20 protein-coding genes are annotated in these 17,683 nt (G+C 64.4%); 7 read left to right on the top strand and 13 right to left on the bottom strand.

Annotated features, from left to right (window positions below; translation table 11 throughout):
- Positions 1 to 625 precede the first annotated feature (625 nt).
- Both QCM77_RS17410 and QCM77_RS17405 read left to right on the top strand, forming a co-directional pair.
- Positions 626 to 1,147, top strand: a complete 522-nt coding sequence (locus tag QCM77_RS17410; protein WP_279684271.1) for a FecR domain-containing protein — start codon at positions 626 to 628, stop codon at positions 1,145 to 1,147.
- A gap of 76 nt (positions 1,148 to 1,223) precedes the next feature.
- On the top strand, positions 1,224 to 3,113 hold the full coding sequence (locus QCM77_RS17405; protein WP_279684270.1) for a CHASE2 domain-containing protein: 1,890 nt from the start codon (positions 1,224 to 1,226) through the stop codon (positions 3,111 to 3,113).
- A gap of 27 nt (positions 3,114 to 3,140) precedes the next feature.
- Here the strand turns inward: QCM77_RS17405 and QCM77_RS17400 are convergent, their stop codons facing one another.
- The 4 genes from QCM77_RS17400 to QCM77_RS17385 form a co-directional block, all read right to left on the bottom strand.
- Entirely contained in the window at positions 3,141 to 4,643 is a 1,503-nt protein-coding gene (locus QCM77_RS17400) for a glycosyltransferase family 39 protein (protein WP_279660772.1), read from the bottom strand.
- A 31-nt stretch (positions 4,644 to 4,674) separates the two neighbouring features.
- Positions 4,675 to 5,820, bottom strand: coding sequence for a glycosyltransferase (locus tag QCM77_RS17395; RefSeq protein WP_279660771.1), 1,146 nt, complete (start codon positions 5,818 to 5,820; stop codon positions 4,675 to 4,677).
- 259 nt (positions 5,821 to 6,079) lie between these two features.
- A complete protein-coding gene (locus tag QCM77_RS17390) occupies positions 6,080 to 6,274 on the bottom strand; it encodes a hypothetical protein (RefSeq protein WP_279660770.1) in 195 nt (64 codons plus the stop codon).
- Positions 6,275 to 6,363: 89 nt separating this feature from the next.
- Positions 6,364 to 6,744: a hypothetical protein gene (locus QCM77_RS17385; protein WP_279660769.1), complete on the bottom strand. Its 381-nt coding sequence runs from the start codon at positions 6,742 to 6,744 to the stop codon at positions 6,364 to 6,366.
- Between the two features lie 116 nt (positions 6,745 to 6,860).
- Between QCM77_RS17385 and QCM77_RS17380 the strand changes: the two genes are divergently transcribed.
- Together QCM77_RS17380 and QCM77_RS17375 are read left to right on the top strand one after the other, a co-directional pair.
- A complete protein-coding gene (locus QCM77_RS17380) occupies positions 6,861 to 7,682 on the top strand; it encodes a DUF72 domain-containing protein (protein WP_279660768.1) in 822 nt (273 codons plus the stop codon).
- A gap of 24 nt (positions 7,683 to 7,706) precedes the next feature.
- The gene (locus tag QCM77_RS17375) at positions 7,707 to 8,168 is read left to right on the top strand and encodes a DUF488 domain-containing protein (RefSeq protein WP_279660767.1); all 462 of its coding nucleotides are present in this window, start codon (positions 7,707 to 7,709) and stop codon (positions 8,166 to 8,168) included.
- A 194-nt stretch (positions 8,169 to 8,362) separates the two neighbouring features.
- Here the strand turns inward: QCM77_RS17375 and QCM77_RS17370 are convergent, their stop codons facing one another.
- From QCM77_RS17370 to QCM77_RS17340, 7 genes are all read right to left on the bottom strand, one after another.
- The gene (locus QCM77_RS17370) at positions 8,363 to 9,277 is read right to left on the bottom strand and encodes a PhzF family protein (RefSeq protein WP_279660766.1); all 915 of its coding nucleotides are present in this window, start codon (positions 9,275 to 9,277) and stop codon (positions 8,363 to 8,365) included.
- A 120-nt stretch (positions 9,278 to 9,397) separates the two neighbouring features.
- Positions 9,398 to 9,721 carry an amidohydrolase family protein gene (locus QCM77_RS17365; RefSeq protein WP_279660765.1) on the bottom strand — a complete coding sequence of 108 codons (324 nt, stop codon included), beginning with the start codon at positions 9,719 to 9,721 and terminating at the stop codon, positions 9,398 to 9,400.
- A gap of 378 nt (positions 9,722 to 10,099) precedes the next feature.
- Entirely contained in the window at positions 10,100 to 11,407 is a 1,308-nt protein-coding gene (locus QCM77_RS17360; protein WP_279660764.1) for an adenylate/guanylate cyclase domain-containing protein, read from the bottom strand.
- A 30-nt stretch (positions 11,408 to 11,437) separates the two neighbouring features.
- The gene (locus QCM77_RS17355) at positions 11,438 to 12,592 is read right to left on the bottom strand and encodes an ABC transporter permease (protein ID WP_279684269.1); all 1,155 of its coding nucleotides are present in this window, start codon (positions 12,590 to 12,592) and stop codon (positions 11,438 to 11,440) included.
- Positions 12,589 to 13,521: an ABC transporter ATP-binding protein gene (locus tag QCM77_RS17350; protein ID WP_279660762.1), complete on the bottom strand. Its 933-nt coding sequence runs from the start codon at positions 13,519 to 13,521 to the stop codon at positions 12,589 to 12,591. The genes QCM77_RS17355 and QCM77_RS17350 overlap by 4 nt, the downstream gene beginning before the upstream one ends.
- Positions 13,518 to 14,459: an HlyD family secretion protein gene (locus QCM77_RS17345; protein ID WP_279684268.1), complete on the bottom strand. Its 942-nt coding sequence runs from the start codon at positions 14,457 to 14,459 to the stop codon at positions 13,518 to 13,520. Before QCM77_RS17345 ends, QCM77_RS17350 begins: the two co-directional genes overlap by 4 nt.
- A complete protein-coding gene (locus QCM77_RS17340; protein WP_279660760.1) occupies positions 14,456 to 15,151 on the bottom strand; it encodes a TetR/AcrR family transcriptional regulator in 696 nt (231 codons plus the stop codon). Before QCM77_RS17340 ends, QCM77_RS17345 begins: the two co-directional genes overlap by 4 nt.
- 109 nt (positions 15,152 to 15,260) lie before the next feature.
- Here QCM77_RS17340 and QCM77_RS17335 point away from each other — a divergent pair, with 109 nt between their 5' ends.
- The 3 genes from QCM77_RS17335 to QCM77_RS17325 are packed head-to-tail and all read left to right on the top strand — an operon-like array spanning position 15,261 to position 16,516.
- The gene (locus QCM77_RS17335) at positions 15,261 to 15,596 is read left to right on the top strand and encodes an ArsR/SmtB family transcription factor (RefSeq protein ID WP_279660759.1); all 336 of its coding nucleotides are present in this window, start codon (positions 15,261 to 15,263) and stop codon (positions 15,594 to 15,596) included.
- The gene (locus tag QCM77_RS17330; RefSeq protein ID WP_279660758.1) at positions 15,593 to 16,090 is read left to right on the top strand and encodes an SRPBCC family protein; all 498 of its coding nucleotides are present in this window, start codon (positions 15,593 to 15,595) and stop codon (positions 16,088 to 16,090) included. The genes QCM77_RS17335 and QCM77_RS17330 overlap by 4 nt, the downstream gene beginning before the upstream one ends.
- 12 nt (positions 16,091 to 16,102) lie before the next feature.
- Entirely contained in the window at positions 16,103 to 16,516 is a 414-nt protein-coding gene (locus QCM77_RS17325) for a GFA family protein (protein WP_279660757.1), read from the top strand.
- Positions 16,517 to 16,685: 169 nt separating this feature from the next.
- On the opposite strand, the gene QCM77_RS17320 is transcribed toward QCM77_RS17325, so the two are convergent.
- Positions 16,686 to 17,096, bottom strand: coding sequence for a PTH2-like family protein (locus QCM77_RS17320; protein WP_279660756.1), 411 nt, complete (start codon positions 17,094 to 17,096; stop codon positions 16,686 to 16,688).
- A gap of 63 nt (positions 17,097 to 17,159) precedes the next feature.
- Positions 17,160 to 17,549: a DUF4189 domain-containing protein gene (locus QCM77_RS17315; RefSeq protein ID WP_279660755.1), complete on the bottom strand. Its 390-nt coding sequence runs from the start codon at positions 17,547 to 17,549 to the stop codon at positions 17,160 to 17,162.
- Between the last annotated feature and the right edge of the window lie 134 nt (positions 17,550 to 17,683).

Raw genomic sequence — 17,683 nt, 5'->3', positions numbered from 1 at the left:
GAGAATTCTTTGGACTTCCGTGCCGCGATACCTTGCGCAGCGATACTCGTACTCATTCGCCTTGCGTCCAGAACGGTGTCACTCAGTCCCCCTTCGAAGCGCCGCTGGTCACGATCCGGGAACAGCATCTCGCAGAGGGTCGGAGCGCCATTAAGGCCACTTTTAGTTAAATGCGGATTAAGTTCGGGCGGATGTGGGGCAGCGCGTTAACGTCGTCCCATTTCGAGAAAAAAGCCCGCAGAACTACGGACTTAAGCGCGTGTGTTAACTATAATTCTCGGCCGGATCGGTGCGGTCAGCGGACGTCTCCGGCCGCATCTCCAAACGCATCCAACCAAGTCCTTTTCGTGGTCTTCAATACCGCTGATCATAGCGGCGAAGCGTTGCGCCAGGCTGGTGGACGTCGCCTTCGTCGGCCAGCGCGCGACGCGATGTGCTTCGCCTCTCTGCGTAACAACGGTGAGAGGGTGAAGACCCTGACCGAAAGTTGATCGCGCCGGTCTGGAAAAGCCCGTGCCGAGAAAATAGCTAGGATGTCGGTACTTTTCAGCAGCCCCTGCGTGTGATACGGCACCGTATCAACACCGCCTTTTGAAATGTGTCGAGCACGCAAACGGAGGCTGGCATGAAAGAGACCGCACGCGCTGGATGTTTCGCCCTGCTGTGGTCGTCTTTGTTGATGGGGTACGCGGCCGCGCAGCCTGCCAATGCGGGCTGCACAGCATCGCCATCCGCTGCCGGCACGCAGACCTGGCGCTGCGACAACGGCATCACCATCGTTGCGGAAAACGGTGCCAGATTTGAACTTAAGGACGCCAACCGCGACGGACATATAGACTCCGTGGAGTTGAGCAGCAAAGCGCTGCTGGTCGAGGTGCCCAAGAAGCCCGGCGGCAATCCGTTCAAGGTGCTGACGCCGCAGGCGATCGCCGCGGTGCGCGGTACGAAATGGGCGGTCGATGTCGCGGAGGCCAAGACCTCCGTCTTCGTCGCCGACGGCCGTGTCGGCGTGAGCCGCAGGAGCCGCGGACGCGGCGTCGTTTTAGGCCCCGGCGAAGGCGTCGACGTGGAAGCGACCGGTCCTTTGACCGTCAAGACATGGGGCCAGCCGCGCGTCGACGCGCTGATGGCAAGACTTGGTCAATGAGGCTTGGTCAATAAGGCTTGGCAACGAGGCTTGGTCAAAAACTTTTGGACGATAGAGAAAATTGCAACACGACCACATGAGTAGCCGACGCGTTCAGATCCTGGCGGCACTTGTCCTCACCGCACTGTGGGGCGTGGGTATCTATGCCGGCCACGCCAACGGTCATCTGCGCTTTCTCGATCGCCTCGAGGCGACGCTGACGGATTGGCGGACGCAGGTCCGCGGCGTGCAGGTTCCGCCCGATGTCGTCACCATCGTCGCGATCGACGACACCGTGGTGAAGCGCGGCGGCAGCTATCCGCTGCCACGCGCCGATCTCGCCCGTGTCGTCGACACCATCGTGCAGTTCAAGCCGAAGGTCGTCGCGATTGACTTGCTGCTAGTCGACCGCAGCGCTGCGATTGGCGACGCTACGCTCGCAAACACGCTCGCGACCGGTCCCATGGTCCTCGCCGCCGCGGCGATCTTCCCGTCCGCCAGCGAGACCGTGGAGACCAGCGACCAAGGCCCCCTCGCCGTGCTGCCGCAGGCCGAGCGCTTCCTGTTGCCCTTGCCGGCGTTCGCCGATCATGCCGAGGTCGGCGTCGTCAACGTTGCGACCGGACAATCGGGCTCGCCGCTCTCGGTGCCGATGCTGTTCCGGACGAGCGACAAGGTCGAGCTGTCATTTCCGCTGCGCGTCGCGACGCGTGCGCTCGACAAGCCGCTGACGATCGCACCGGACCACCTCCTGCTCGGCGACCGCGCGGTGCCGACCGATACCGACTTCGCACTGCCGATCACCTATTACGGCCCGCGCCGCACCATCCGCACCGTCAGCGCGCAGAGCATCTTCGACGGCACGCTCAATCGCGCGGCGATCGAGAACCGCATCGTTGTGATCGGCGCCTCGGTCGCAGGCGGCGGCGATTTCTACCCGACGCCGTTCGATTCCCTGATGCCCGGCGTCGAGGTGGTCTCGACCGCGATCACCCATCTCGTCGCCGGCGACGGCATCGTGCGCGACCGCAAGGTCCACATCGCCGACGCGCTCATCGCGATCCTGTTGCCAATGCTGCTGGTGGGCCTGCTCGCCTGGCGGCGCAGCGCGCTCGGCATCATGGCGGCGGCCGCGGTGATAATCGCCTGGGCCGGGCTCAATCTGTTCGCGTTCACGCACGGCGTCTGGCTGAACGCTGCGACCACGCTCGCCGCAGCAGTGCCGCCGGTTGTGATCTTTGCCGGCGTGCAATTGTGGGCGGGAGGCCGTCGCACTCAATATCTCGCCGCCAAGAGCCGGTCGCTCGCGCAATTCCAGGCTCCCGCCGTGCAGGAGTGGCTGGCGCGCGATCCAAATTTCCTGTCAAAACCCGTCCGGCAGGACGCAGCCATGGTCTTCATCGATCTCTCCGGTTTCACGGCGCTGAGCGAGCGGATCGATCCGGACGAACTCCAGGACATTCTGAAGGCATTTCACGCGCTGATCGACAGGGCCGCGGTCGATTGCGGCGGCATGATCAGCGGATTTCTCGGCGACGGCGCCATGATCCTGTTCGGCCTGCCCGGCGCGATGCCCGACGACGCCGCACGCGCGCTGAAATGCGCGATCGACCTGCACCGCGGCGTCGAGCGCTGGATCGCGTCATTGCCGCCTGCGATCAGGGATCAGCTCGGCTTCAAGATCGGCGCGCATTTCGGCCCGATCGTCGCATCCCGCCTCGGCGAAAGCCATCAGCACATCACGGCGACGGGCGACACCGTCAACGTCGCGAGCCGGTTGATGGAGGTCGCCGTCCAGAACGACGCGCGGCTCGCGCTCAGCGATACGCTGCTGGATGCGGCCGACTTCCACGGCGCTCCCGACGGCGTTCTGTCGGGCCCCCTGCTTACGCAGGTCCGCGGCCGTTCCGGCGTCGTGACCGTCTGGTTCTGGCGTGACCAGGACAGGTCGAACCAGTATGCCACCAAGGCCGAAATGATCAACTGAACGCTCCGCCGTCGTTCCGACGAAGAGCTACCGCGCTTCCGGCGGCGGCGAGCGATCCAGCACGTCGCCCTTGGCGCCTTCGAGCAGATCGATGCCGTAGGTCTCGACCACGAGCGGGCCGCGCTTGCGCTGCAATTGCGCGACCTGGGTCACCTTCGCAAAGAGGTCGTGGACGGCGGGATTGCCGTCGCCGCGCAGCTCGTCGACGTAGATCAGCTTGCCCGCGAGCAACTTTGGATCTGGCTCGGCCATGTTGACCCAGCGAATGCGCTGGTTCTGCTGCGCCACGCAGCTGCCGCGCGGCAGATAGAAGGCGAGCCAGCCCGTGGTGCCGTAATCCGGCGCAAGCACGCAGGTCGCGCCATTGCGGGCGCGCACCGCTTCGATTTCGGCAGCGAGCTCGCGCCAGCCGACGCCGACGCTACGCACGGTCGCATCGCGGCGATAGCCGGACAGCCACCCAGTATTGGCTTGAACGATCAGCGCGGCAAACATCACGATGCCCACGGGCGCGGCCCAGCGCAGGCAGAAATCCACCAGGCGACGCTGGCGCGGCTTCCACTGCACGAGATTGGCGGCGGCGGCCGCCGCGATGACGAAGGGCGGATAGACTGGCGCGAACCAGTTGGCCTCGACGCGGGCATGCAGTGAATGCCAGACGAAATAGGCGACGACGGTCCAGAACATCGTCTCGACCAGCACGCGCGAGGCCAGCGCGCCGGCCCGGCGCCAGGTCAGCGCATGCAGCCCCATCGCGCCGAGAATAAACACCAGCGGAGTTGCAAACGCGATCTGGGTCGGGATCAGCTCGGCGATGAAGACCGGACGGAAGTCTTCGATCTTCGCGCGCCCGAGCTGCTTTGCGAACGAGACCCATTGATGATCGGCATTCCAGAGGATCACCGGCGAGAACAGCGCCAAGGCGACGAGGCCGCCGAGATACGGCCAGGGCGAGAGAAACCAGTGCCGCAGTTTTGGCACGGCCGCGAGCCAGATCAGGATCGCCAGCCCGAAGAACATCGCGGTGTATTTCGACAGTAGCGCCGCGCCGACGGCTGCGCCGACCGCGAGCCACCAGACGCCGCGGCCGCTCTCCAGCACCTTTGCGAGAAAGAACAGCACGAAGCTGGAGGCAACCAGAAGCGGCGCATCGGGCGTGACGATCAGCGTGCCGACCGAGGCCAGCAGCGTCACGTTGAGCAGGATGGCGCTGGTCGCCGCCACCCGCGCGCCGCCGAACAGGATCGCGGCGGAGCGATAGATCGCATAACTCATCGGCAGCGCGAGCAGGATCGAGACCAGGCGGACGCCGAGCTCGGTGTCGCCGGCGATCAAGGTGCCGGCGCGGATGACGTAGGCAACCATCGGCGGGTGGTCGTAATACCCCCCGGCGAGGTTCTTCGACCACATCCAGTAATAGGCTTCGTCGAAGGTGATCGGCGTGAAGGCGGCTGCGACGAGCCGCATGCCGACCAGCACAAGGATCACCAGCGCCGTATTACGGACGATCCGCGCGTCAGCCCCGCCCATTACCCGTTTCCTTGGCTGTTTCCTTGGCGCGCTATTTCTTGCGCCAGACGAACAGTCCGGACATCGCGTAGTTCCACACCACGCCCATCAGCGCCCCGGCCGCACCCGCAAGCCACCAGATCGGCTCCTGGTCGTAGACCGAGAAGGCGACGCCGACATTGGCGAGCAGGCCGACGCTGCACACGATGTAGAACGCGATCAGGCCGCGCAGCAGCGCAAAGCCCTTCAGTCGCTGGTCGCGATAGGTGAGGAAATTGTTGAGGACGAAATTGCTGGTCATCGCGACGATGGCGCCGCAGGCCTGCGCTTCCGCGAACGGCTCCTTGAACAGCTCGAGCGATATGAACAGGGTGGTGAGATGCACCACGAGGCCGATACCGCCCACCATCGCGAACAGCAGGAAGCGTAGCGAGACAGCATCGTTGGTGAATTTTGCCAGCACCAGGCCGAGAAAATCCAGCGCGACCATGGAGTCGAGCTTGCTTTCGCCGTGCTGGCGCTCACCGAACGTGTAGGGAATTTCGATGGCGCGCAAGCTGCCGTGCGCACTCGCGACGAGGTCGAGCAGGATCTTGAAGCCGTGCACGGAAAGTTTCGGCGCGAGCTGCTCGAAACGGTCGCGGCGAACCATGAAGAAGCCGCTCATGGGATCGGCGATCTCGACCCGCAGCATCTTCCTTGCGACCTCGGTCGCCAACGCACTGGCGCCGGCGCGCTGCTTGTTGAAGCCTTCGCTCTTGTAGCCCTCGATGTAGCGGCTGCCGACCACGAGCTCGGCCTGCCCGCTCGCGAGCAGCGACAGCATTTTCGGCAGCTGCGTCTCGTCGTGCTGGAGGTCGGCGTCGATCACGGCCGCATAGGGCGCGCTGGAGGCCAGGATGCCCTCGATGCAGGCCCCCGACAGGCCGCGGCGGCCGATGCGGCGGACACAGCGCACGCGGCTGTCGCGCTGGGCCAGCGCGCGCACGACGTCCCAGGTGCCGTCCGGCGAATTATCGTCGACGAACACGACTTCCCAGGCGATGCCGGCCAGCGCCGCCTCCAGCCGCCGGTACAGCACCGTGACATTGTCGCGCTCATTGAAGGTCGGGACGACGACCGACAATTCCGGCGACGGGGAAGCCGCCTGCGGGGTCTGCGGCGGGGTGTCGGAGCCCGGTCTGATCGCTTGATTCATGACGGCAGCGTATATCCGCCGCGTCCTGTGCTGCCAAGAACTTGCGCTAGCGAGCCGGGGTTTCTCTGGGGAGCGGCCCAAAAGGGGCCCCAAAATGCCAACGACCCCGGAACGGCGGACCGCGCGTACATCCGGCGCAGCCTGAGCTATTCCAAGGTCGTTCCAGCGCCGGAGTTTTTCGCTCAACGTCGCCGTTAAAAGCTAAATAGGAACGACAAAGCCGCTTCGCAAGGGGCGAAAGACGCCTTTTTTCAGGCCCTTATTGGTTCGGGACTTCCTTGATCACCGGCCCTCGCGGCACAGGCGCGGCAGGGGCCGCAGCCCCGGTCGGCTCGACTTTCGCAGGCTTGGGCGGCTTGCCGTATTGGCCGATCGGCCCGAAGACGACGGCGACCGCAAGCACGATCGCCGCGACGATCGCGCCCAAAATGCCCCCCACCGACTCAGACGACATGGAAGCCTATCCCTGTTCCAGATGCGCCCAGTGATACCATGGATGAGCGCATAGCCGGAAGGGCTTGCGAGACGCCAACGGTCAATGGGCTATTTCTGCGGCGGCTTGTGCTTGACGAAGGCCGTCACGATGTCCTTCTGCGCCGACTCCACCGCCCTGTTCGCGGTTGCGAGATGGGCGCCGGCATCGATATCCGGATATTGCGTGGTGAGATAATCGAGCAGTGCCACCCGGTAGTATTGTCGCTCCGACGGACAGGCGCCGGCGACGGAGCGACCAAAATCCTGTTCCGACTGGCCCTGATTGCCGTCGCGCGAATATTCGCGCGCCAAACAATGCCAGTAATCGTCGCGGCCCTGCATGGCGAGCTTCTGCGCGCCCTTGGCATCGTCATCGCCGGCCATGACTGAAGATATCATGGCAGCAGATGTCATCATGACGAGCGCCGCTCCCATCATCAGCATCCGCATCTTGTTCTCCTTTTTTCGCAGACCCTGCCGCGAGCTTAGACGGGACGTCGCAACTGGCCAATCACAACTGGTTTGATTAGGATGGAGGCCCTCCTCCCGTCATCCGAGATCCTCCCGTGGCCAAAGCAAAAACCGCGTCTAAAAAATCCGGCAGCATCTTCATCGGCATCGGCGGCTGGACCTTCGAGCCCTGGCGCGGCGTGTTCTATCCCGAGAAGCTCACGCAAGCGAAGGAGCTGTCCTACGCCGCCTCGAAGCTGACCTCGATCGAGATCAACGGCACCTACTACGGCTCGCAGAAACCGGAGAGCTTTCGCAAATGGGCGAGCGAGGTGCCCGATGGTTTCGTGTTCTCGGTGAAGGGGCCGCGCTTCGCCACCAACCGGCGCGTGCTGGCCGAGGCCGGGGATTCCATCAAGCGTTTCTATGATTCCGGTGTGCTGGAACTCAGCGATCATCTTGGGCCGGTGCTGTGGCAGTTCGCGCCGACCAAGAAATTCGACGGCGTCGATTTCGGCAAGTTCCTGGAGCTGTTGCCGCGCAAGCTCGAGGGACGCGCGCTACGCCATGTCGTCGAAGTCCGCCACGACAGTTTTTGCACGCCGGACTTCGTCGCGCTGATCCGCGAATTCGAGACGCCTGTCGTGTTCGCCGAGCACGGCAAATATCCGGCGATCGCCGACGTTGCCGGCGATTTCGTCTATGCCCGGCTTCAGACGGGCAATGACGAGATCAAGACCTGCTATCCGCCGAAGCAGCTCGATGCCTGGGCCAAGCGCTTTCAGGACTGGGCCGAGGGAAGTGAACCCGATGACCTGCCGAAGGTCGACAAGACAAAACCGAAGAAGGAGCCGCGCGACGTGTTCGCCTATGTCATCCACGAGGGCAAGGTGCGCGCACCGGCAGGCGCCATGGAACTGATCGCACGGGTGAGCTGAAGGTGTCTCGCTGAAGGTGGTCTCATGGCAAAGGCGAAAAAACTCTTCACCATCGGCTATGAGCAGACCCCGCCCAAGGCCGTGCTCGACGAACTGGAGCAGGCAGGCGTCAAGCTCGTGGTCGACGTGCGTGCGGTCACGTCATCGCGCCGGCCCGGCTTTTCCAAGAAGCAGTTGTCCGCAGGCCTCGATGAACGTGGCATCGCCTATGTCCACCTCGCCGCGCTCGGCACGCCCAAGGAAGGCCGCCTCGCCGCCCGCAGCGGGCAATACGATGTGCTGGAGAAGATCTACGCAAAGCACCTGAAGACACCGCAGGCCAGGGAAGAGATGGACGAACTCTCGGCGCTGGTGAAGAAGGCCGGTCCCGTCTGCCTGCTCTGCTACGAGCGCGACCACACCCATTGCCACCGCCAGATGATCGCGGAGGTCATCGAGGATCGGGATGGCGTGACGGTGAGGAATTTGGCAGGGCGGCAGGTATAGTGTTCCGTCGGGGAAGGACGAGACGACGACTTATCCGTAGCCGTCATCCTAAGGTGGCCGCTTCTTCAGCGGCCCTCGAAGGACGACGGCGTCGCTGAGGTTACACCTCGGCCGTATATCCTTCGAGGCTCGCAAGAGCTCGCGCCTCCAGCGACAATGGCTTCGCCATTGCGCGGGGATGACGGATAGACAGCCTACCCCTCTCCCGCGAGCCGGAACGTTCCTTCCATCATCTGCACGCAGCTTCCGCCGACATGAGCTGAGACGATCTTGCCGTCCTGCTTGCGCACGCGCGTCAGCAGGAGGCTCGGCCGACCCATGTCAAAACCCTGGCCGACCGTGAGCTTCAATTCGCCATCGCGCGTGGCATCGAGCTCGGCGAACAGCGCAGCCGCGGCGACCGTCGCGCTGCCGGTGGCTGGGTCCTCGGCGAGGCCGCCGGCGCCGCGCATGAACATCCGCGCCTGGCGCTCGCAAGGCGCCTCCGCCGCGGCCACATCGCGCGTATAGAACCACGCCGAGAACGCGCCGTCGCACGGAAATACCTTGCCGAAAGCCGCCGCGTCGGGCCTCGCCCGCTTGAGCGCATCGCGCGAGTGCACCTCAATCACCAGAAACGGCGTTCCAACGCTGACGACCTGCGGCGCGTGACGGTCGACCTTGATGTCGTCTGCACTGAGCGAGATGCAGCTCGCGGCATCGGCGGCAGACAATTGCGACAGGCGCGCCAAAGGCTGCGGCGCGGTGAGCTCGGTGCTGATCACTCGCCCCTGCTCTCGCAGAATATCGACCGGCACCAGCCCCGCTTTCTCCTCGAACCGCAGGCGAGGCTTCGGCTCCTTCGCGATCGTCGCCAGCACGAAGGCGGTACCGACATTGGGATGGCCAGCGAAAGGAAGCTCCCTGACCGGCGTGAAGATGCGCACCTCGGCATCATTCGCCTTGTCGCGAGGCGGCAGCACGAAAGTCGTCTCGGAGTAGTTGAACTCGGTCGCGATCGACTGCATTTGCGTGGTCGACAACCCGCCGGCATCGAGCACCACGGCGAGCTGGTTGCCGCCGAAGGCGCGGTCAGTGAACACATCGACGGTGATGTAGCGGCGCTGCATCTTCACTTCCTCATGCAAGTCGCGGCCGCAACCGGCCGCATCGCCGGCAGTCTACAAGCCGGCCGCATCGCTCGTCATGCCCCAATATTCGGAGCAATCGGAGCAATCGCGGAAGAGATTTCAGAAGCGGAAGAGTGGACGCGGCGATGCCAGCACCTGCGCACGCTCGCTTTCGTCGACGATCAGCGCATCGAGAAACTGCCGGTTCTTCGCGTAACTCTGAGCCGCCTCGAATTGCGTGTGCGGCCAGTCGCTGCCCCACATGAGGCGATCAAGGCCATAGGCATCGCGCAGCAACGGATAGGCTTCTTTCGCCAAGCTTTCGCCGACCGCACCGCTGCGATACGGCGCGGAGACCTTGACCCAGACATTCCGCGTCGCGCCGAATTTCAGCACCGCAGGCGCCGCCGCGGACGTTCGCGACGCCGGGCTGGCAGACTTCACCAGCCCGGATTCGTTTGACGCGATCGTTAGTAGGAGTACGTCGTGTTGGGCAGGCAAGGCGGCTGCGTGTAAGGCGCTGAGGCATACGCGCCCTCTGCCGGAGCCCTGACGCAGTAGTCGGCCGTAGCCTGGGTCGCCGCACGCGGTGGGGCGACGTGGCGCGCGGATGCGGCCTGGGTTTGGGTGACGGCGGCGGCGATCAGGGCGGCCCCAACAAGGATCGATCGGGTCATTGGCTTTCTCCGGGTGGCAAACGGAAGCCGAACTGTTTCGGCTTCCGCAGTGCAAGACCCGAAAACTAGCAGGGATATTTCATCACGCGCCTTCAACGGAACGCGACTCCGCTTCAACGAAACGCGACTCACAGTTGAACGCGGGCTACCCGAGCTGAAACACCGCCACCGGCTGCTCATAGCCGCGCAGCTCGACCTCGCCGAGCGCGACGGCGTCGTCGCCGTCCGCGCCAAGCACCTCGCGAACGGCCGCGGAGATCAGGAGCTGCGAGCCGAACTCCTTGTTGAGCGCCTCCAGCCGTGAGGCGAAGTTCACGGTGTCGCCGATGACCGTGTATTCCTTGCGCCGAGGCGAGCCGATATTGCCGGCGACGACCTCGCCGAAATGAATGCCGATGCCGATCCGCAGCGGCCAGCTGGTCTCTGCGTTGATACGGTCCATCGCGGTCAACATCTCGCGGCCCGCGGCAACCGCGCGATGCGCGGCGTCGGAGGCTTCCAGCGGCGCACCGAACAGCGCAAGAAAGCCGTCGCCCAAGAACTTGTTCACGATGCCGCCCTCGCGGTCGAGGATATCGACCAGCACCGCGAAGGCGCCGTCGAGCCGGTCAACCACCTCTTGCGGCGTGCGCGTCTGCGCGCCGGCGGTGAAGCCGCGAAAATCGACGAACATCACGGCGACGCGGCGAAGGTCGCCGGCCGCGCTCGTGCCCTCCGCCATCAGCCGCTCCACCACCTGCGGCGAGACGTGCTGGCCGAACAGGTTCGTCACCCGGTCGCGCGCTGTGGCCGCCGCGATGCTTGCGGCAAATTGCCGCCGCAATCGCGCGCCGACGGCGCCCGCGAGCACGCCGCAGATCAGGATGATGGTGCTGCGCACGGCGTGAAAGTAGATCAGGGGTTCGCCGGCGTCGCTAGCCGAATTGTAGTACAGCGCGACGGCCAAGAGTTCGGCTGCGGCCACAAATCCCGTGAAGGTGGACAGCCAGAAATCGAGCCGCAGCGTCGAAAGAATGATGAAGATGAAATAGGCCAGTGGCAGCACGAAGCCGAGCGCCTGGCTCGCGCCCATGCTGCGAATCTGCAGGATCAGGATGATCGTCGGCAGCGACGTTTCGATTGTTGCGCCGATATAGCGCCTGATCACCGGCAGGTCGCGATCGAGCCTGAGGTTTCGCCTGATCTGGCTGTGGACCCAAACCTCGAAGAGGAGGAAGCCCGCCAAGAGGGCGTATTCGCGGACGAGGCCCTCCGTCCCGCGCCAGACCCGGTTCACGATGGCAGGATCGATCAGGTAGGTTGCGGTGAGGAACAAGATCATGACGCAGCCCGTCGTGATCAGCGCCCTCACCCGCAACAGCTCGGTGCGCAGCACCTCCCGCGTCAGCTCGCGCTCGAAATCCTCCGACAAGACCGCATGCTGCCGCGTCTTTCTGCTCGCAAATCTGACCATTCCGCCCCTCGATTCCGGGGGCATCTTGCCTCAATCCAGCGTGCGGCGGAAGCGCGTCACGGCGATGGTCATGGCGAGCAGCATCAGGGCCGCCAGCGCCAGCGCGTCGAAGCGCAAATTCTGCATGCTCGCGCCCTTCAGCATGATGGCGCGGACGATGCGCAGATAGTGCGTCAGCGGCAGGCCTTCGCCGACATATTGCGCCCAGGCCGGCATGCCGGCGAACGGGAACATGAAGCCCGAGAGCAGGATGCTCGGCAGGAAGAACATCATCGACATCTGCATGGCCTGGAGCTGGTTCTGCACCACCGTCGAGATGGTGTAGCCGATCGACAGATTGGTCGCGATGAACAGCGTCGACAGCAGCGCCAGCAGGAACAGGTTGCCGAGCACGGGGACGCCGAACAGGAACACGCCGATGCTGATGATCAGGAAGGCCTGGACGAAGCCGACCAGCACATAAGGAATGATCTTGCCGAACATCACCTCGACCGGCCTGATCGGCATCGATAGCAGGCTCTCCATGGTGCCGCGCTCGACCTCGCGCGTGACCGAGAGCGCGGTGAAGATCAGCATGGTCATGGTGAGGATGGTGCCGACGAGGCCCGGCACGATGTTGAGGCTGGAGACCGCGGCCGGATTGTAGCGCGCGTGCGCGCGGATCTCGAACGGCATCTCCGGGGGATTGCCGATGTTGAGATCGTGCTTGAGCGCCGTCTGCACGACCATCCCGAGCGAACCGATTGCCGAACTCGCCGCAACCGGATCGGTGGCGTCGGCCGCGACCAGCAGCGCCGGCTTGTCGCCACGCCGCACCGCCCGCTCGAAACCGCGCGGGATCTCGACGCCGAACAGCACCTTGCCGGACTTCAGCAGATTGTCGAACTCCTCGACGTCGTGCACCTCGTAGATGAAGCGGAAATAGGCGGTGTTTTCCAGCGCCTTCAGGATCGACCGGGCGAGATCGGAGTCCTCCTGGAGCAGGACCGCGCTCGGCAGATTGTGCGGCGTGGTGTTGATGGCATAGCCGAACAAAAGGAGCTGCATCACCGGCAGCATCACGATCATCGCGAACGAGACGCGGTCGCGTTTGAGCTGGATGAACTCCTTGACCAGCATCGCATAGGAGCGCCTCCAGAAGCCGAAGCGCTCGCGGATTTCGTGCGGATGATCGACAACACTCATTGGAAATTGTCCTTGGAGCGTCCCATCAGCTCGATGAAGACGTCTTCCAGCGAGGGCGCGGATTTCTGCCAGTGCAGGCCGCCTTTGTCACGCCACGGCGCGATGCTGGCCTCGAGTGCCGGGACGTCGCGCCCCGAGACGTGCAGCGAAGTGCCGAATGGCGCCACCATATCAACCCCGGGCTTGCCGGTAAGTTCGGCTCCGAGCCCGTTGAGGTCGTCGCCCGTGACGGTGTAGGTGGTGAGCGCGGACTTCGCGATCACCTCGTCCACCGTGCCGTGGGCCAGCAGATGGCCATAGGCGATGTAGGCGATCTCGTGACAGCGCTCGGCCTCGTCCATGTAGTGGGTCGAGACCAGCACGGTGAGCCCGTCGGCGGCAAGCGCGTGGATCTCGTTCCAGAAGTCACGGCGCGCCTTGGGATCGACGCCGGCGGTGGGTTCGTCGAGCAACAACAGTTTCGGATTGGGCAGCGTGCAGGCCCCGAGCGCCAGCCGCTGCTTCCAGCCGCCGGAGAGCTCGCCCGCGAGCTGCTCCTCACGGCCCGAGAGCCCGATCCGCTTGATCATGTCGCGGGCCGCACCGCGCGCATCGGCAAGGCCATAGAGCCGCGCAACGAATTCGAGGTTCTCGCGGACCGAGAGGTCCTGGTAGAGACTGAAGCGCTGGGTCATGTAGCCGACCTGGCGCTTGATCTTTTCGGCATCGCGCCGGATGTCATAGCCGAGACAGGTGCCCTCGCCGCTGTCGGGTGTGAGCAGGCCGCAGAGAATGCGGATGGTGGTGGTCTTGCCGGATCCGTTCGGCCCGAGGAAGCCGTAGATCGAGCCGCGCTTCACCTGCATCGACAGATCGTGCACGACCTCGCGGCCGCCGAACGATTTCGTCAGGCCCTTGACGTCGATCGCGATGCCGTTGCCGCCGTTCATCGCTTGTCCGCCACCGGAGTTTTTGGATTGAAATAGACGTTGATCGGCTGCCCGACCCGCAAGGCGTCGGGACGCGAGGGCCGCGCCTGGATCAGGTAGACCAGCTTGTTGCGCTCATCGAGACTGTAGATCACCGGCGGAGTGTATTCGGCCGAGGTCGCGATGAAATAGATCTTCGCGGTGAGATCGGCGGCGCAATTGTCGCAGGCGATCCGCACCGTGTCGCCGATCGCGAGCTTTGGCAGTTCGGACTCGGGCACGAAGAAGCGCAGCTTCATGTTGCCGGGCGGCATGATCGAGAGCACCGGCCGCTGCGCCGCCACCATCTCGCCCTCGCGGAAATAGATCTGCTGGATGGTGCCGGCCACAGGCGCAAAGCCCTTGCGCCGCGCCATCCGCGTCTCCGACGTCGCCACCCGCGCTTCCGCCACGCGCAGCGCGGAGACGGCGGAATCGAGATTGGCTTGCGTGCCCGAACCGGTCTTGCTCAGCGAGGCCGCGCGATCATAGGTTTGCTGCGCGTTCGCCAGCGTCGCCTTGTTCTGGTTGAGATCGGCAAGCTGGAGATCGTCGTCGACTGAATAAAGGTTATCGCCGACCTTGACCTCATCGCCCTCGCGGATGTTCAGCTTCGTCACGCGGCCCGCCTCGTCCGGGCTGACATAGATCATGTCGGCCTCGACCCAGCCCTGGAAGCCGGGATCGCGCTTCTCGTTGCAACCGGTAAGGCCGGTTGCGAGGACTAGAATCGCGATCGAACAGAACCGCGCCGAAAACTGAATCGCGTTTGGCGGCAGCAACGGCTGTCGACCCCTCACCCTGAGGAACCGCGAAGCGGCGTCTCGAAGGGCGAAGGGCCGCAGCCGGGCCTGCATCCTTCGAGACGCGCGTTCCGCGCTCCTCAGGATGAGGTGAGAGATGCTTTGCGACGACCTCATGTCGTCCTCCGTTCGCCAAAAATCAAATCGAGATGGACGCGCAGCATGTCCTGAGCGTCGAGCGGCGCATGCCGCGCAAACAGGCTCTGCCAGATCACCGCGATCATCGCGGGCGCGACCAGGATCTGCGGGTAGCGCGCGAGGTCCTTTTCGCGGATCTCGCCGCGGGCAATGCCGAGCTCGATCAGCGCGCGCATGCCGGCGATCCCGCGCGAGACCACCTCACGGTAATAGAAGTCAGCGACGGAAGGAAAGCGCGGCCCCTCCGCCACGATCAGCCGCACGAGATCGCCACGCCTGGTGCCGATGACCTCTTTCAGGAAATTGCCGGCAAAGGCCTCGACGAGGTCGCGCACCGAGCCTGTCGGCGGCGGCAGCGCGGTCAGCCGCGTCACCACCGGCACGATCACAGTGCGTACCAGCTCCTCGAACATCGATTCCTTGTCCCTGAAGTGCAGGTAGATCGTGCCCTTCGCCACCCCCGCACGCTTCGCAATGTCGTCGAGCCGCGTCGCGGCAAAGCCGCGCGCGATGAACTCCTCCATCGCGGCGTCCACGATCGCAGCACGCCGTTCAGCCGCACGTGTGGCGCGGTTCGAGGCCGGTGCCTCGCCGCTGCCAGCGAGCGCAAAGGCCTTTGCGTTGGCGCGAGCTGCGGACGGCGTGGCGGCCTTGGTGGGCTTCCTTGTCATCTTCAAAATATGACTGACTGGTCAGTCATAGTCAAGGCAGTGCTGCAGACCCAACCGCGCAAACGAATTAGTGTTGACTAATTCATTAGCGTCGACTACTTTAACGCCTATGATCGAAGCCGCCCCAAATCCCGTCACCACCGTGATGCGCGCCCTCGCCGATCCGACCCGGCGCGCCGTGTTCGAGCGCGTCTTCGAGCGCAAGGAGATCAGCGTCGCCGAGCTCACGCGCGGAAGCGGCGTGACGCAAGGCGCGATCTCCCAACACCTGAAGTCCCTCAAGCAGGCCGGCCTCGTCGCCGAGCGCGCCGAGGGCCGCAACGTCTATTACCGCGCCGCGCCGCAAGGACTCGAGCCGCTGGTCACCTGGATGGACCATTACGGCGTGTTCTGGCGCGAGCGCTTCCAGAACCTGCGTGACCTCTTGAAGGAGATCGATCCATGAGTGCAGCCGAGTTGAAAGCCGAGACCCAAGGAAAAGTCCAAGGAAGCGTCCAGGAAGACATCCGGGACATCGTCATCGACGAGGTGCTGCCTCATGCGCCGGAGACGATCTGGAAGGCGCTGACCAGTGCCCAGCTGATCGCGCGCTGGCTGATGCCGCCGACCGGTTTCGAGGCCGTCAAAGGCAACACTTTCACCTACCAAACCACGCCGGGCGGCGCCTGGGATGGCGTCATCCATTGTCGCGTCCTGGAAGTCGTGCCGAACCGGCGACTCGTCTACGCCTGGAAGGGCGGCGACGAGCGCAACACCGGCTACGGCGCGCCGCTCGACACTGTCGTGACGTGGTCCCTCACCCCGGTCGAGGCCGGCACGCGGATCCGTCTGGTTCATGCAGGCTTCGTCCTGCCCAGGAACGAGTCCGCCTACACGGGCATGAGCGGCGGCTGGAAGAAGGTCGTCCGCCAGCTCGACGAGATCAGCGGCGAAGAGTGAGGAGATACTGCGATGGACAAGCCCTATACCGGCGGCTGCGCCTGCGGCGCGATCCGCTATTCGATTCTGAGTGAGCCGCTGTTCAGCAATCACTGCCAGTGCCGGGACTGCCAGCGGGAAAGCGGCAGCGGCCACGGCTCCTACATGACCTTCGCGCGCGCCGGGGTCGCGGTGATGGGCGAGGCGAAGCATTGGGACATGGTCGGCGACAGCGGCAACGCGAAAACACGCGCTTTCTGCTCCGTCTGCGGCTTGCCGGTCTACATGACCTTCGCAGCGATGCCCGACATCTTCACCATCCGCGCCGCAAGCCTCGACGAGCCCGCCCGCTACAAACCGCAGGTGGTGACTTACGCCGCGCGCGGTCATGACTGGGATCGCCTCGATCCGGACCTGCCGAAATTCACCGGCATGCCGCCAGGGTAAGGCGCTAGCCGCGCGTGGGGTGCACTCCCTCTCCTGCTTGCGGGAAGGGGCTGGGGAGAGGGTGTTTCCGCAACGGGACAATCCCTGAGCGGAGAGAGCCCTCACCCGCGCCTTCGGCCCGACCTCTCCCGCAAGCAAGCGGGAGAGGTGAAACCAACCAGCACCTACGTCAACTATGAAATTTTAACCCATCGACGATCTTGTCGATCACCTTGCGCTCCGCGCGCATGGCGAGACCGACGAGGTTGAGATCGGCGCGCTCGACCGCCCTCACCGCTTCGCGATTGGCGGCATCGTGCGTGGTCGTGAACATGTCCTCGGTGTAGACCGCCGCAGCCACATTGCGCGACAACGCGCGGTCGAGCGCGCGCGACAGCGCGGGACCGTCAGCGCCGTAGATCAGGATCGGCTGGCCAATCAGCGCGTGATATTTCGTACCCGAAGCGTCCTCATAGGGCTCGCCGATGCATTCCGGAAAGGCCGCGGCGATGCCGCTGGTGAGGAAGGCCGCGACGTTGAGCTTCTGCCAGGCTTGAAGATCGGTGCGGATCACGACGGCGATCTTGGTATCGAATTGCATGCAACTCCCCGGCTGTCATTCCGGACTCGATGCTACGCACCATCGGAATGACGGCAAGAGAAATCAACCTTTGGCGTCGCAGGCCCAGGCGCGGATCACGCATTCCTTGCCGCCGTATTTGTAGCATTCGCGCGTGGCGGCATTGAGCGAGGCCGAGATCTTCGGCTTCACGGCGTAGCCATAGGCGCCGCAGGGGTTGGCCATATCGACAGACATCGCCGCGCAGGCGCGCTTGATGGTCACGGTCGTGCAGTCGCCCTTGCACTGCTTCTGCGCCGCGGCGCGCGCCTCGTGCTCGGCGCCGTAATCGAACGCCTGGCCATAGGCACCGCACTTGCCGACCGCAAACGCTCCGGCGGCGTGCGCATCCGTGATGTGGCGAGCGCCGGCGATGCAAACCGACAGCGCAAAGAAAAACATCGCGCAACGGCGCGCGACGACGTTCGAAGCCATGGAAAAACCCCTCCCCCCAAGGCAGGTGAAGGCAACTCTAAGCGCCGGTCGTTTCCAGATGGTGAACGGGCGGTGAAATCGGTGGTCGGAACCCGGTAGCGGACCGAGAGCACAGCTTCATAAAGTGGGTTGGC

This window comes from Bradyrhizobium nivariense, from assembly GCF_029846695.2.
Taxonomy (GTDB): Bacteria; Pseudomonadota; Alphaproteobacteria; order Rhizobiales; family Xanthobacteraceae; genus Bradyrhizobium.
This window is presented reverse-complemented; position numbering and strand designations above follow the sequence as displayed.